9 protein-coding genes are annotated in these 14,892 nt (G+C 54.1%); 6 read left to right on the top strand and 3 right to left on the bottom strand.

What is annotated here, in order from left to right; translation table 11 throughout:
• Positions 1–533: 533 nt before the first annotated feature.
• The 3 genes from Poly41_RS32500 to Poly41_RS32490 all read right to left on the bottom strand — a co-directional run bounded on the left by Poly41_RS32500 (position 534) and on the right by Poly41_RS32490 (position 3,282).
• A complete protein-coding gene (locus tag Poly41_RS32500; protein WP_146531543.1) occupies positions 534–866 on the bottom strand; it encodes a hypothetical protein in 333 nt (110 codons plus the stop codon).
• Between the two features lie 19 nt (positions 867–885).
• A complete protein-coding gene (locus Poly41_RS32495; RefSeq protein ID WP_197231947.1) occupies positions 886–1,731 on the bottom strand; it encodes a right-handed parallel beta-helix repeat-containing protein in 846 nt (281 codons plus the stop codon).
• 63 nt (positions 1,732–1,794) lie between these two features.
• Entirely contained in the window at positions 1,795–3,282 is a 1,488-nt protein-coding gene (locus tag Poly41_RS32490; RefSeq protein WP_146531541.1) for a Gfo/Idh/MocA family protein, read from the bottom strand.
• 37 nt (positions 3,283–3,319) lie between these two features.
• On the opposite strand from Poly41_RS32490, the gene Poly41_RS32485 reads away from it, so the two are divergent.
• The 6 genes from Poly41_RS32485 to Poly41_RS32455 all read left to right on the top strand — a co-directional run bounded on the left by Poly41_RS32485 (position 3,320) and on the right by Poly41_RS32455 (position 14,863).
• On the top strand, positions 3,320–3,994 hold the full coding sequence (locus Poly41_RS32485) for a sigma-70 family RNA polymerase sigma factor (protein WP_231616129.1): 675 nt from the start codon (positions 3,320–3,322) through the stop codon (positions 3,992–3,994).
• A gap of 118 nt (positions 3,995–4,112) precedes the next feature.
• Entirely contained in the window at positions 4,113–6,839 is a 2,727-nt protein-coding gene (locus Poly41_RS32480; RefSeq protein ID WP_146531539.1) for a serine/threonine protein kinase, read from the top strand.
• A gap of 1,182 nt (positions 6,840–8,021) precedes the next feature.
• Positions 8,022–8,585 (top strand): ECF-type sigma factor, encoded by a 564-nt coding sequence (locus Poly41_RS32475; RefSeq protein ID WP_146531538.1) that lies wholly within the window; start codon positions 8,022–8,024, stop codon positions 8,583–8,585.
• Between the two features lie 87 nt (positions 8,586–8,672).
• Positions 8,673–11,315, top strand: coding sequence for a serine/threonine protein kinase (locus Poly41_RS35320; protein ID WP_231616128.1), 2,643 nt, complete (start codon positions 8,673–8,675; stop codon positions 11,313–11,315).
• 147 nt (positions 11,316–11,462) lie between these two features.
• The gene (locus Poly41_RS32460) at positions 11,463–12,089 is read left to right on the top strand and encodes an ECF-type sigma factor (RefSeq protein ID WP_315853753.1); all 627 of its coding nucleotides are present in this window, start codon (positions 11,463–11,465) and stop codon (positions 12,087–12,089) included.
• Between the two features lie 164 nt (positions 12,090–12,253).
• The gene (locus tag Poly41_RS32455; RefSeq protein ID WP_146531537.1) at positions 12,254–14,863 is read left to right on the top strand and encodes a serine/threonine protein kinase; all 2,610 of its coding nucleotides are present in this window, start codon (positions 12,254–12,256) and stop codon (positions 14,861–14,863) included.
• Positions 14,864–14,892 lie beyond the last annotated feature (29 nt).

Below are 14,892 nucleotides of genomic sequence, written 5' to 3'. Positions count from 1 at the left end.
GTGACCTTAGACGTTCATCAACCGACTGAGATTCTAAAACCGAAGCACTCATGCACCCCCAAATAGAGAATCCCGCCACTCACCGCCAGATCAACTCGCTCTCACCACAACTTCCGCGAATGCTTACATTGAGTCAAAAACAGACTGCGCACGCTGGAGTGGTAGGCTTTAGCCGATTCAGCAAGGATCCAGCCGCAATCGGCTAAAGCCTACCACTCCAACGAATCATCTGGGCTAGCAACGAGCTGGAATCTCGGTAAGGCAGCGCTCGCCGAAAAAAATCGTAGTGGTGTCTTGTAGCCGCCAATGACTTCAATGACGTGGCGACTAGCTGGACAGCGCCACTTTGGACCGGAAACGTTGCAAATACAAGCACGAAGCGCAAGCGAGTGGGTTTTGACGGAAGTGATTCACTCGCTTGCGCTTCGAGCTTGTTGGAAGATAGAAGTGGGGCTGTGCAGCTCGTGGCTACCACGATTAAAATCGCCGCAAAACAGCGTCAAACGCGGGGGTAATTGACATCGGGGCCTGCCTCACTCTCGGTCGAGTACATCATACCGCGACACATCCTGCCCCGGCATCCAATCTGCCATTTCGCGGCGGTATCCAGGCACGGTGGTGCGGAACGGGTCGGCATAGAGACCGATCTTGGCGAAGGGGATCTTTTCAAATCTGTCGAAATCCGAGTAGACGGCCGCATCCTCCCGCAGGGCTAGGTCCATCGCGGCTTGGTTGACGAAGCCGGGATCGTTCTCGTACGTCTTTCGATCCGCTGCTCCGTGGTTGTTGCCGCAGGCGATCGCGATATTGTTGCGAACCTGCGAGCCTTCACCCGCGTTGACCCAGTAGCCGGTTTTGCAGTCCACGGCAATGTTATTGAAGATGTCAACACGGTTGTTTGTTTTGTTCTTGATGAGGAATCCGCAACCTCGTTTCGCCTTCGTATCCGAAGTGGTGGATATCGCAGTTCTCGACGCGATGTCCCGCCGGGACGTGCGGCTCCGATCCAGCGTCCCCGCCCGACAACCCGACACCGCCTGCTCCGAGTGCGTAGAGGTCGCAACTCTCGACGACATGGTTCGCACCACCTTCAATAACCACACCGTACTTGGCGACATTGCGGACGGTGCAACTGCGAAGTGCGTTTTTGTTACCGTTGACGACACGGACGCCATCGCCCAGCGTTCCTTCAATGGTGATGTTTCTGAACTCGATGTGATGTGCGTCTCTCACTTCGATGATGGGGCTTTCCATGTCGGAGATCAGGATGTCCGCGTTTGTAAGTGGTCCAGGGGGATAGAAGAAGAGCTTCTTGTCTTGGAAGTCGACGGCCCATTCACCGGGTTGATCGACCGCTTCAAGCAAGTTCATGACCCAATAGATTTCTTCACTTGATCCATCGGGACGATGGTACTTACTGCCGATCCCGTGTGACACGGGAACGGCCAACGTGACTGTCTGATTTTCGGTGTCGATCGCGCCGACCCGGACGGTCTCGTTCTGCCATACGACGCGCCAGTAACCCTTGAGCCAGACACCCCGGTCGAGAACCTCTTCCCACGCTGCATGTGCGGCCGCGTGTTCGGGTCGATACTCGAAGACCCCGGGACGCGGGCCCTCCCCGCTTTCGAGGGCGCGCTTCTGTTCGGGTGTGCCCTCGTCGTAGTACACCCGACAACTGCCCGGTTTCTCCTGGCCGCCGCCATTGACAACAACACGCTTGAGGGTCATCGCGCCGTGCTCGTTGGGATACCTCGAAATCGGCATGCGTTTGCTTTGGCAGTTGATGCTGCTTTACGCGATCTTAATTTCGTAGCCTTCCCGTTGTTTCCGGCTCATCATCGCGTTGGCTTCGTCATCTCCGATGAAACGTTCCGCATTGGGGTCCCATCGGAGTTTGCGTTCGAGCCGGAGGCCGATGTTGGCTAAATGGCACGCGATGGTGCTGTTTCCGACCGTCACGACATCCGAGATCGGCTTTTGACCCGTCTTGATGCAATGGAAGAGATTCCCCATGTGCGACTGCTTAACGCCGGTCCAACTGGCGGCGTCGAATTCACCGAAGTTGGCATAGTTGTTCAGTTGGACATCTGGCAGCCCATAAGGACCATCGTACAAGCCACCCGCTGCGTCACGAATCTCTTTGTTCCATTTCGGATCTGCCGTGATCTTGTTGACCAAGTTACCGACAAGTTTTCCTCGGTTGACGAAAATCCGTTCGCGATCACCTTGTAACAAGATCCCATTGGTTTTCTCGCCGCCATCCTCAAAAATCAGCCTGGTGCCGTTTTCGAATTTCAAGGTGCCGCGGAATGTCTGCGCCGTATTGAAACAGTTTTCACGTGAATCATGCACGCCACTGCCTTCAATCTCCACGGGCCCCGTGCCGATGGCGCCCAATGCCCACTGAGCGATGTCGAGATGATGCGCGCCCCAATCGGTCAGCTTGCCACCCGAGTATTCATACCACCAGCGAAACGAACCATGGCATCGCTGTGAGATGTAGGGGACGAGCGGTGTTTGACCTAACCACCGATCCCAATCGAGTCCTTTGGGCACAGGCTTGACCTGGAAGGGACCGCCCGAATTGCCCTTTCCCAGGTAGCAAGTCGCGGTCAGGTTGTCACCAAGGATACCGCTCTGCGCGATAGCGATCGCTTCACGGAACCACTGACAACTTCGCTGTTGGTTGCCGACTTGCAACGTGCAGCCAGATTTCGCTACTGCTTTGCGAAGGACCTTCACTTCGTCGATCGTCAAGGTCATTGGCTTTTCTCCGTAGACGTGCTTGCCCGCGAGCAGTGCATCGACGTAGATCGGTGTGTGCCAATGGTCAGGAGTCGCACAGATGACAACATCAATATCATCACGTGCAAGCAACTCGCGATGGTCCGTGTAGACATCGAGCTTGCGTTGTCCGTCGCCATTGAGAGCGGGATTTGCTGCGTAACGTTCGGCGCGCCCGCGATCCACATCGCAAACCGCGACGAAATCACCATGCTCCGAAGCCAGCTTGGAGTCATCCCGCCCCTTCCCGCCGCAACCGATCATTCCCAGTCGCAAGCGACTGTTCTTATCGTCGGCAACGACTCGATGACTCGTCCAAAAATAGGGTGTCATGGCCGCCGAAGCAGCAGCGGTCCGAAGAAAATCTCGTCGAGAAACGGTCATGGGGCGGCGCGGCCGCAGCGAAGCGAGCTTCCGCTCGGAGGGGCTTTGGCCCGCTCTCGTTGTTCGCTGGAATCGTGTTGCGATAGCAACAAACTCATTGGTAATTGACATAGGTCACCGTTCTCGTCTGAGGGGGGGCTGAAAGGTGGTGTGCGACCGATTGTCGCTTTCGTTGCAGATCCGTTTCAATACTCAGCGTCGCAACACTTTCTTAGCCGAGTGTTGCGATGGGTTTCGATCGAGTGTTATCTTAGTTGATATGCCCGACGTCACACAGATCCTCTTCAACATCGAAAATGGCGATCCGTCGGCAGCGGACCAGCTGCTGCCATTGGTCTACCAAGAGCTTCGCAAACTGGCCGCAGCTAAGCTCGCCAAGGAAGGGGATGCCCATTCCGTGCAGCCCACCATGCTCGTCCACGAAGCCTATCTCCGGCTGGTCGATGTAGACCAACCGCCGCATTGGGACGGACGGGGGCACTTCTTCGCAGCAGCGGCCGAGGCGATGCGGCGCATCCTGGTGGAGAATGTTCGATCCAAACGACGAGTCAAACGGGGAGGGCAGTTTCAGCGGCAAGATTTTCAGGAAGCGAACTTTGCCGCTGGCGATGTCCGTGATCCTGACGAGTTACTGGCCGTCCATGAGGCGTTGGAATTGCTGGCGGTGAAGTCACCGCGAAAGGCTGAATTGGTCAAATTGCGATACTTTGTCGGATGCACGCTGGTTGAAGTAGCCCAGATTCTTGGGGTCGCGCAAGCCACCGCCGAGGACGATTGGCGATATGCCAAGGCGTGGTTGCACCGCCAACTTTCGCGTGAGTAGCCACCCACCTGAGGAGCTTGTTTCCATTTCTTCAAGAATGCGACAAGGGTTCTCACCTGATTTGGCGCATTGATTGATGAAGGCATCTGACCATCATCATCTGAGTTGGGAGACATCGATGAACGAAAGCGAAATTTTCAATGTAGCCGCTGGCTTGCCGCCCGAGCGTCGAGGCGTCTATTTGGACGACGTCTGTGGCGGAGATTCAAAGAAGCGCGACGAAATCGAATCCTTGTTGCGCGCTGACGGCGAAGCAGACAGCTTTCTGGAAAAGCCGGCGATGCAAATAGGGGAAACAGAGGCTCATCAGCCCATCACCGAAGGGCCCGGCAGCCTCATCGGGAGGTATCGATTGATGGAGCAAATCGGCGAAGGAGGATTTGGCCTCGTGTTTGTGGCCGAGCAGACCGAGCCGGTCCGACGCAAAGTCGCGCTAAAAATCATCAAGCCAGGGATGGATACCAAGGAAGTGATCGCCCGATTTGAGGCAGAACGCCAGGCGTTAGCGCTGATGGACCATCCCAATATCGCCAAAGTTCACGATGCCGGTACCACCGAAAGTGGCCGTCCCTACTTCGTCATGGAACTGATCAAAGGACAACCGATCACGGACTATTGTGATGCGAAAAAGCTGACGGTTCGTGAACGCCTTGCGTTGTTCACATTTGTGTGTCACGCCGTGCAGCATGCTCATCAGAAAGGAATCATCCATCGCGATATTAAACCAAACAACGTTCTGGTCACCGAAATCGATGGCGAGGCCATGCCGAAGGTCATTGACTTTGGCGTCGCCAAAGCTCTCAGCACGCGATTGACCGACCAGACGATTTATACAGGCTTTCAGTCGATTATGGGGACGCCGCTGTATATGAGCCCCGAGCAGGCCAAGCTAAGCGGAGTCGATGTCGACACTCGCAGTGACATCTATTCTCTAGGGGTTCTTCTGTATGAATTGCTAACCGGCCAGCCTCCGTTCGACAGAAAACGCCTTACGCAGGCGGCGTTGGATGAGGTCTGTCGTATCATTCGGGAAGAAGACCGACCGACGCCGCGAGCTCGACTGAGCACTCTCGGCGCGACAGCGGAAACCGTCTCGGCGGATCGAAGAACCGACATGGCATCGCTTGGACGCTTGATTCGCGGTGACGTCGAATTGATTGTCATGAAAGCGATCGACAAGGATCGCAACCGGCGTTACGAAACCGCCAATGGACTCGCGACCGATGTTCGTCGGTATCTGAACGACGAAGCGATTGAGGCTAGGCCGCCTTCCAATGCGTACTTGTTGCGGAAGATATTCTCTCGGAATAAAACGCTCTTGGGCACGTCCATGGTGTTGCTCGCTGCCCTTTCAATCTCGATGGCTGGGCTGTGGATTGGTTGGCGAAAGTCGGTCGCGAACGCTGACCGTCTTCAAAAAACTGCTGACCGTCTTCAAAAGACTTCAGACGAGCTTGGTGACGTGATGACAGGCACGATTCTCAACTTTGCGCTCACTGGAGAAACGGAGGCGGCCATGGTGGCGCTAAGCACGGCCAGGAATTCTGAGTTTGGATTTGATGAGAGTCTGTTGTTGGCGTTAGAAGGCATGATCCATCTCTATTCTGATGATCCAAAGAAGGCTTTGGAATTCCTCAAGAAAGCCACCGATCGAGATCCAAACAGCTTTGCTGGTTGGGCAGCGACGTTCATTGTGACGAATCACCTCGGAGACTACGGAAAGAAATCCGACGCATTACGACGGATTGTCGACGTCAAGCCACGGACCGCTGCCGAGAAGCTCTTCTATTGCCAGGTCAGGGAGCGATCTGAGCCAGAAACTGTCGATAAGATGCTCACAGAGGTTCTGAAGTCCCAACCGCTATGGGGAGCAGCGCACCAACTTCGAGGCCGCGCGAGGATGGTGCTTGTAATGGACGAATTCGATCGCCCCGGTGCTGTTCAAAGAATCGAAGCCGCGCTGTCCGATTTCGAAGACGCGAATCAGCTTTCCTCGGCCGAATTGACTCGGACTCAGTATCTTTTTGCTCTGATTCAGGCTGCTGAATTTGCCAGAGATGCGTCGCTCGACGACCAGGCGAAGAAATGGACGGATCAAGCTGACGAAATTGCGCTGTCCCTCGGCCCCGTCACGAAAACCATCGAAGGTGATTCCTTTGTTGCGAAGACGAGCTTACTAGCCTTGAAGAATGATCAAGACGCACTGCGGACGGTTTGGAAAATTGTGTTGGAGCGATCCCCAACGCAAATATGGGGCGCCGAGTTGTTCGCAAAAGGCCGCATGGCTGAACTGAAGGAGTACGTCGACAAGATCGAAGAAAGCGGTACGATTTGGCCCGCCGTGGTGGAGATGTACTACCTTGCTGACACGGCGGCAACCGATGCAGATCGTTTGAAGGCCATCAAAGCGGTTTACGAGTCTACCTTTGGATGTACAGAGTACGCCACCGATGATCATTGGGTCGCAAGCGACGTCTATCTGTTGTTGGGGCGTCCGGATTTGGCTCGTGATGAAGCAAAGCGGACGCTGGAAAAACCAAACCTCATCTCTGAAACGTGGCTCCGAAGATGTCTCGAATATCTTGCCGAGCCGACGCCTTCCGCCGAGGCCAATTTCATCAAGGCCGCCGGTCCATTTGGCGATCGATTGGTTTCAGCGAATTACCACATTGGGATGGTTGCATTAGCCAATGGAAACCGCCAAAAAGCCAGGGATCATTTCGACAAGATTGAACACTATGGACGCATGGACTGGTGGTCCACCGCTTGGGGATACGCATTCAACGAACGGCTAAGAAAGGACCCAAAATGGCCATATTGGATTCCAAATTTGGAAGCCGAATGAGCCATTGTCGTCCCATCGTGAGGCGGACGCTCACAAGGCCGGAAAGAGAGGGCTTTGAGCGATTTGAACCATTGCATGAAACAACGACAAGTCGAGTTTCCGCGTCAAGCCTGGAGTGAAGCAATGGTACAAAGGCATTCCACCGCACGGCGTCCACAGATCGAATCCACCGCAGCGAATGTGAGGTAAGTGGATCGACTCAGGCAAAACAGTCTTGATCGTAAGCAGTATACCTGCCTAGCGGCTGATTGCCTGATAGCGTCATTTGCGATTCGGAGAATCGAACATGAATACCCCATCATCTGGCAACAACCCAAACGATTGTTTTGTATTCATGACGGTCCTTCACTGCATTCAGCGAAAATGCTAGACCACCCCAAAATTCACTACGGCGAAGCCGTTAAACTCCGAAGCCCAGGGTCGACGCGCAGCGGCGCACCCTGGGGGCCACGGTGTCGACATCGTTATCCTACGCCGCAGGCGTTGTACAAGGACGCAAGCGCCGATTGGTATCCTTTTGCGGCGTCGATGCCGTTCATTGTAAAACCTCTTCGAGTCATCCCGCTCGGTGTTGGCAAGGCAGTTCCGCAAGTTATAATCGAACGTCCCAAGAGGTTTCACAACGCGATTCTAGTGGAACCCTTTCAGGGTTCGGTTGGCGTTGAGGTTCAACAAATTCCAAGGCACGCTGCGAGACCTTGGGCTACGATGTTGAAGTCCTTGGGACGTCGATTAAGTTCCTGACGCCTTTGAATTTCAACACAGGAACGTTATCCCGAAGGGATTTTTGGCAATTAGCCGGTGGTCGCGCTAGCAGCACCACCGGAATACGAAAAACGAAGGTACCATCGACCCCGAAAGGTGTCGCAGCCCGCCTGGATTGATCTGCGACCCGCTGCGGGGTCGGAGGCTGGTTTGCATTTCCAACCCCGGATGCGCTCTCGCGATCCGGGGCTCATGGCTGAAATGCCTTTGGCATGAAAGACAACACAAATCCGTCCGTCATTTGTTTGCCGTCCTTCGGACTTCGTGAAATGAGTTTGTCGCGATACACCACGATTTGAAAGCAGCAATAAAGATGTGGGAAATGACAAGGTTCCTACCGGACGATTAGCGAGCCCTACCACGCGAGGTGATTTGCCGGTCAATTCTTTTTGATTTTCGACCAAGAAATCAAGACCTATGCTCGACGTCACTCAGATTCTCCATCAACTCGAAAACGGCGATCCCTCGGCGGCGGATCAACTGCTGCCGTTGGTCTACGACGAGCTGCGGAGACTTGCGGCGGCGAAATTGAATCACGAGAAGCCCGGCCAGACGCTGCAGGCAACGGCGTTGGTTCACGAAGCGTACGTGCGGATCGTCGACCAAACGACGCCACAGAAATGGGATGGGCGGGGACACTTTTTCGCAGCAGCGGCCGAAGCGATGCGGCGGATTCTAGTGGAGCGAGCTCGACAGAAGGCACGGCCGAAACACGGAGGGGATCGACATCGGGTCGTTCTCGACGAAGCTTGCCGCGACGAGCTTCCATCCCCAATCGATACACTGGCCATCCACGAAGTTCTTCAGCAGCTTGAACTCATCGAGCCCGACAAGGCGACGCTGGTCAAGCTCCGCTACTTTGCCGGTTTTTCGGTCGATGAAGCGGCCGATTCGCTAGGAATATCGCGTGCCACTGCGAAAAGGCATTGGGCCTTCGCCAAGGCTTGGCTGTATGCGCGACTGAGCGATGAGCAGGAATGAGAAAGAAGTTTCGCATTTTTGGTGAGTCCCTTTTTCCTGGAAACTCGCATTGATCTGTGGACGCACCCTTTCACGGAGACTGACCCAGTGAATTCTATTCAACCGGATCTCGAGAGTATTTTTAACGAAGCCATCACGATTGACGACCAGCAGGAGCGAGCCGCCTATCTGGATAGGGCATATCGCGGAAATCCTCAGAAGATCGAGGAACTGCAAAGAATGATCGCTGCCCATTTTGCCGCCGGCAGTTTTCTGGATCACGCGGCACCCGAACTCGATGCCACGATCGACTCCGACTCCAGCCTCCCACACGTTGGTCAGAGCATTGGCCCCTACAAGCTACGCGAGGAACTTGGTTCCGGAGGTTTCGGAGTCGTCTGGGCGGCGGAACAAGATAAACCGATCCGACGCAAGGTTGCCTTGAAAATCATCAAACCGGGCATGGATACTCGGGATGTGACGGCTCGCTTCGAGGCGGAGCGGCAGGCGCTTGCGCTGATGGACCACCCCAATATCGCTCGCGTTCTGGATGCTGGAACAACGGACAATGGTCGACCCTATTTTGTAATGGAGTTGATTCGGGGCGTCCCCATGACCCAGTACTGCGATGAAGCCAAACTTGATATCACACAGCGACTTGAGCTGTTCACGCAGGTCTGCAAAGCGATTCAACACGCGCATCAAAAGGGAATCATCCACCGCGACATCAAGCCATCGAATGTACTGGTGACTTTGCATGACGGTAGGCCGGTCCCCAAAGTCATCGATTTTGGCATCGCCAAGGCGCTCAATCAGCGATTGACCGACAAAACGATCTACACGCGAGTGCACCAGGCAATTGGGACGCTGGCCTACATGAGTCCCGAGCAGGCAGAATTGAGTGGCCTGGACGTGGACACTCGCACGGACGTTTACGGGCTGGGAGTGCTGCTGTACGAATTGCTTACCGGCACGACACCCTTTGACACCAAGCGACTGAACGAAGCAGCCCTTCACGAGGCCTGCCGCATTATTCGCGAAGAGGAACCGCCAAGAGCCAGCAACCGCATCAGTACACTCGGAGAGACCGCGACGGCAGTATCCATACACCGAAGCAGCAGCCCCGATGAACTGGCCAAGCAAGTGCGCGGCGATCTTGACTGGATCGTGCTGAAATCTCTCGACAAAGATCGGACTCGCCGATACGAATCCGCCAGCGCTCTTGCAAAGGACGTTGACCGGTATTTGACCAACGAACCGATTGAGGCGAGGCCTCCGACGACGGCTTACCGGCTACAGAAGTTTGTATCACGCAACAGGAAAACCGTGCTCGCAATCGCAGCCACGATCATGTTATTAATAGCGGGAATCGCCGTACTCGAATCCTCCAAACGCAAACTCGAATCCGCACTCAGCCAACTGCAAACGACCGCATACGAACAGGCGATGCTGGCTGCACTGATGGACGACAGGTCTAGTGCCGAGGAAGCGCTGGAGGTTGCGGCAACCGCAGGTGTGCCACTCAGAGATTTGGATGTCATTCGAGCCACGATCGCAATGCACAATGGTGAGTTTGACAAGGCATCACGTCTGGCGGATGGCGTCTTGAAGCAGGAAGACAACCACGTCGCTGCACGCTCCGTACTTGCGTTGTCACAGTTCTGGCAGGGCTACATAGACGCTGGTAGTTCACAAGTGGAGACTCTTTCAAGAATTGAGCCTAAAACGGAACTTGAGCATCTGCTGATGGCTCAGAGCGTGCAGCTATTTGAACCGGAGTACTCCAATCAACTCCTCGACCGTGCTGGGAACTTGAAGCATTCGCCCGTCGGCCTACTGCTTCAGGGCATTGATCTCGCAGAGCAGGCGGAGGACGGACGGAATCCGAGACTCGCAGAGGATGCGTTGTTTTTGTATCGATTTATTCCCGACAACCCCGGTGTCATGGGCTGGCGAGCGGCCGCTATTTCCCACCTGATTGGCTTGCAAGAAGACGCCGGCGAGATTGATGACTCGCTATTGACGCAAGCAGGGATTGTGGCGGATGCGATGGAAAAAATGGAAGCCAACCCTTTCCTCGACTACAACCAGTGGCAATTGTTACGAGCGATCGGCAAGCACGATGCGGCGTCTGCGGTCATAGCCAGATCAGGTGGTCGGGGATACTTCTCGTGGTTCATCGCCGTGGACTGTTTGACCCGTTTCGACTCAACAGAAGCCGCGCTGGGAGAATTCGACCGGGTCACCGGAAACGCAAATGACAATTACGTATCTATCGCGCGCGCCTTTCTTCTTCATGGCACACCTGGAGGACAACAAAAGATAAAACACTCGGTCAAAGAATTGGCTCACGATCAAGACGATGTTGGCCGGAAGTTTTCGTTACTCGCGTTTTGCCTTGCGGGTGACATAGACGAGGTTGCCCGTGTGGCATCTGAGAAGTCGATTGAAGTGAAGCCCGACCGTTTTGCAACCAGCGCATGTCTTGCGTATCTAGCAGATTCTTCATTGGGTGAAGAATGGCTGTTATCAAAATCTCCCAATGGATACGCCGCAACCAATGCTCACTTCACCATCGCGATGACGATGATGGCGAAAGGAGATCGCGCGGGTGCAATAAAACACTTCGGGCTCTGTCGCGAACGCATCATTCCCGGCAACATCGCATGGGAAATGAGCAACGCTTTCTACCAACGAATGACCGCGGATCCCAATTGGCCACACTGGCTGGCGGAGTCATCTGCAGATTGACCACTGTCCAAAATCCGAATTGCCTTTCACGTTCCGTCGTGACGAAGCCTATACAGCGGCCTGAACTGCCAGCGTACATTTCTGTCGGACTACGCGGCGAAGTCAACGGTGATCACGGGTGCTGGCGTTTCAGGGCACCCAAGAATCATGAAAGCCGCGGTATTCTTGAACCAGCGGCGTGCATGCGAAAGCAATTTCCATCACAATGTTGTCATGCAAGACGTCACACAAATCCTTTCACGCATCGAATCGGGTGACTCCGCTGCATCTGCTGAGCTACTGCCATTGGTCTATGATGAGTTGCGGAGACTGGCAGCGGTTCGCCTGTCCCGTGAAAAGCCAGGACAGACTCTACAAGCGACAGCATTGGTTCATGAAGCCTATTTGCGAATCGCAGGAGGTGAGAAATCAAACGGTTGGAGCGGACGTGGTCACTTTTTTGGTGCCGCAGCCGAAGCCATGCGGCGGATCATGGTAGAGCGAGCTCGGCACCGAAAAGCGGCGAAACATGGGGGCGAGTTTGAACGAGTCGAATTCTCGGAAAGCGATCTATTGGATGCCCATGCACCAGAGAAAATCTTGGAACTGAATGATGCAATCGATGCATTGGCGGCCGAAGATGCGGAGGCTGCCGAACTCGTCAAGTTAAGAGTTTTTGCCGATTTCTCGGTCGATGAAGCAGGTAAAATGCTCGGTTTCTCGCGAACAACGGCTTACCGGCACTGGTCCTATGCGCGTGCTTGGCTGAAGGACTATATGGAGGCTGGGGCGTAAACCACGATAGGATTCGAGCGGTGGGAGCTGATCGTTTGGCTGTATTGACGAAGCGGGTCCTGAAGATGCCCATTTTTTTCTTCCAAAAGCTGGGACGAATTCGAATGCATTTTCGCACTGCTCTTTAGAAGCGATGGGACTCATACAAAGAAAAGGAGCACAACATGGGCGATTCGGCAAACCGAACCAAAGAGATTTTCCTTGCCGCAATGTCGATTGAGCAAGTGGAAGATCGTGAGAAATACGTTGACGATCAATGCGGCGATGACTTGCAGCTTCGGAATCGAGTCGAGCGTTTGATCGCCGCCGCCGATGCACCGGATAGTCTGTTGGACCGTACCGAATCGGTGGTATCGCAGGCGCCGCTCGATGAATGCGGCAAGATCGTCGGCTCCTACAAGATTTTGGATCGGATCGGCGAAGGCGGAATGGGCAGCGTCTACCTGGCCGAGCAAAAGCAACCAGTCAAACGGCGCGTCGCGATCAAACTGATCAAACCCGGAATGGATTCACGCCAAATCGTGGCTCGCTTCGATGCCGAACGTCAGGCGTTGGCGATGATGGATCACCCGAATATCGCCAAAGTGCTCGAGGCGGGAACTGCTGACGATGGCCGCCCCTACTTTGTGATGGAATTGGTGAAGGGGGTGTCGATCATCGAGTTTTGCCAACAGCACAAACTTTCTCCGCATGATCGGCTGAAACTGTTCATTGAAGTCTGCAGCGCCGTCCAGCACGCTCATCAAAAAGGGATCATTCATCGCGATCTGAAACCATCCAACATTTTGGTGGCGATGTTTGATGATGTGCCCACTGTGAAAGTGATTGACTTCGGTGTCGCCAAAGCGATCAACCAAGATCTGACCGAGCGAACGATGTTCACGCAAATCGGCCAGATCATCGGCACCATTGAATACATGAGCCCCGAGCAGGCTCAGTTCAACCAACTCGACATCGACACCCGCAGCGACATCTATTCGTTGGGAGTCCTATTGTATGAACTTCTCACCGGCATGACGCCCTTTGACAAGGATCGTTTGCGTTCGGCGGCGCTAGACAACGTGTTGAAGATCATTCGAGAGGAAGAGCCACCGAAACCGAGCACGCGAGTCAGTACGGCACAGAAAGCGGGGATGGTTGCGGGCGGGCAAGGCGATCCAGGAAAAGGACGATTGTTTTCGATGCTCCGTGGCGATCTTGATTGGCTGATCATGAAGGCATTGGCCAAGGAACGCGATCGCCGCTACCAAACCGCCAGTGCGGTGGCAGCCGATGTACAACGTTACTTGGACGGTGAAGCCATCGAAGCTCGCCCGCCGTCGACACGTTACCGTCTTTCAAAATTTGTGCGGCGAAATCGCAGTTCCGTGGTTGCGGGACTCCTCGTCAGTTTGATCCTGGTAGGAGCAACCGTCGCATTGACTCTTAGTTTGACCGAGGCGTTACGACTTCAGGGCAAGCTGAAAGACGCCCTGATCTACCGTGCAGTCATTGATGCGATGGCAGGAAACATTGAAACGGCTTGCGATTCAATCGACGAGATTGGTGACCGCTCATCGGAAAAATGGAAAACGACATTGCGAGCACTCAACAATGTTCATAACGGAAACGCTGAAGCAGCCGTTGAGCCGATGGAGAAACTCTGTGAGAGCGAACCCGACAACGTTGTTGCTGGATCGATTCTTGCCGCAGCATACGATCGGAGTTATCAGTCAAAAGACAAGGAGGAAAAAATCATGCAGCTGAACACCTTGGAGCGGACAAATCCACTCGAGGAGTTATTGTATCAATCAGTTCAATCGGTCTTTTTTGAACCTCAGTCGGCGACAGAGCAGATTCAGACACTGGTTGATGAACACAACTGGGAACTTGCTCGAGTTCTTCTGGCCAAGGCGAAAGTCTACCTAGCGATCGACACGAGTGACTGGGAGGAAGCAGCAAGAGCCGCTGAACTCATTCAGGATTCCAAGAAAAGACTACCACCCCTCCAAACAACCTACTCGGTCGAGCTAATGGCCAACCTTACGGCATATTACCTTGCTAAACCGGAAATCACGGAGTCGAGAACATGGCTAGAAGATGCGGATGCCGCTGCAGCCATTTTGGAGGAGCAGTATCCGCTCGCTTCTGTTCCTGAATTGGCGGCGTACTATTTGGTTCGTCGTGATGCGCCGGAACGAAGTATGGAAATCGTGCGAGAGTTCGCTACATCCACACAACTTGACGCCTGTTTTCTTGGTCTCCAACTTCTCACCGGAGACTACAGCGATCGGGGTGAGGGAGTCCCTTTCTCTTCCTATATCACAATCGAAACAGTAAAAGACTTGGATCGGGCAGCCGAATCAATTCGAAATGAAATCAAAGACTACGAAGGCGTCTCAGTTCGTACGGTATGGGGAAGAACTCCGCTTTGTGCATGTGGAGAGCAAGAGAAGGCAGATACAATCCGGGTTTGGCAACAAATGCTTGAAGATAGCGAATCACTGTTGTGGAATCTTGAATATGCGTTAAATCTGCTCTCCGGAAACTGGGCTCTTGAGGACGGGCTCGAGAAAGCCGGAGATTCACGAATCAAACAATCCTTGGTGCATTTCGCGGTCGGAACGCGCGCCCTGTACATCGAGAAAGATCGGGAGAAAGCAAAACGACAATATGAGGCTTGTGAGAAATTCAAACTGTTCGACGTCGACTACTACTACTTGACGCGAGCCTATCTCAAACGTTTTGAAGATCCTGATTGGCCCCATTGGATTCCCCGTGAGGAATCCGAATAGGACCGGTTTCCACTTGCCGCGTCCTATCT

The sequence above is a fragment of the Novipirellula artificiosorum genome (assembly GCF_007860135.1).
Classification (GTDB): domain Bacteria; phylum Planctomycetota; class Planctomycetia; order Pirellulales; family Pirellulaceae; genus Novipirellula_A; species Novipirellula_A artificiosorum.
Note: the sequence above shows the minus strand (reverse complement) of the source record. Positions and strands in the feature narration are given on the sequence as shown.

Bases quoted from the DNA above. Each gene is read 5' to 3' on its own strand.
- Poly41_RS32490 (WP_146531541.1), bottom strand. From the start codon at position 3,282: ATGTCAATTACCAATGAGTTTGTTGCTATCGCAACACGATTCCAGCGA.
- Poly41_RS32475 (WP_146531538.1), top strand. From the start codon at position 8,022: ATGCTCGACGTCACTCAGATTCTCCATCAACTCGAAAACGGCGATCCC.
- Poly41_RS32455 (WP_146531537.1), top strand. From the start codon at position 12,254: ATGGGCGATTCGGCAAACCGAACCAAAGAGATTTTCCTTGCCGCAATG.
- Poly41_RS32495 (WP_197231947.1), bottom strand. From the start codon at position 1,731: ATGACCCTCAAGCGTGTTGTTGTCAATGGCGGCGGCCAGGAGAAACCG.
- Poly41_RS32480 (WP_146531539.1), top strand. From the start codon at position 4,113: ATGAACGAAAGCGAAATTTTCAATGTAGCCGCTGGCTTGCCGCCCGAG.
- Poly41_RS32460 (WP_315853753.1), top strand. From the start codon at position 11,463: ATGAAAGCCGCGGTATTCTTGAACCAGCGGCGTGCATGCGAAAGCAAT.